The 801-nt window shown below is 35.3% G+C and carries 1 protein-coding gene; it reads left to right on the plus strand.

The window, feature by feature from the left end:
* Positions 1-801 (plus strand): IS4 family transposase (locus LOK41_RS28320; RefSeq protein WP_241819402.1); only part of this gene is annotated, 801 nt, incomplete at both ends.

The raw sequence follows: 801 nt of genomic DNA on the forward strand, positions 1-801 counted from the left end.
TGAATCAACGATTTAATAAAGCGGCCGTTCAACTTTTACAACACGTATTAGCTGAACTATTAAACCAAAAATTGGCCTCATCTATGCCGCTTTCTTCTCCATATACTTCTGTTTTCAAACGTATTCGTATTTTAGATTCAACCGCATTTCAACTCCCAGATTCTTTTTCATTTGTTTATCCAGGTGCAGGAGGATGTAGCCATACAGCGGGGATAAAGATTCAACTTGAGTATGATTTATTAAGTGGAACGTTCCTTCATATTCATACAGGTCCAGGTAAACAACATGATCGAACCTACGGTTCCCTGTGTGTCCCAACTGTAACAGCGAATGATTTATGTATCCGAGATTTAGGTTATTTTCATTTGAAAGATCTTCAACATATACAAGATAAAAAGGCTTATTATATCTCACGTATCAAATCGAATACACGTATTTATCAAAAAAATCCTAATCCTGATTATTTTCAAGATGGCAGAATCAAGAAAGGTACAGAGTATATCCAGATAGATATGGAGGTTTTAATGAATTCTCTTCAACCAGGACAAACATGTGAAATATCCAACGCTTATGTAGGAATGACTGATAAAGTCTCAACTCGTGTGATTGTTCATCGACTAACCAAAAAACAACAACAAAAACGATTACAAGATCAAACTGTAAGAGAAAAAAAGAAAGGAATGAAGTATTCTCCTCGTAGTAAACGACTTAGCGGTATCAATGTATATATGACAAATACTCCTACAGATATTGTCCCAATGGGACAAGTACATGATTGGTATTCTTTACGTTGGCAAATCG

The organism is Bacillus sp. TL12, from assembly GCF_022625245.1.
GTDB lineage: Bacteria > Bacillota > Bacilli > Bacillales > Bacillaceae_G > Bacillus_A.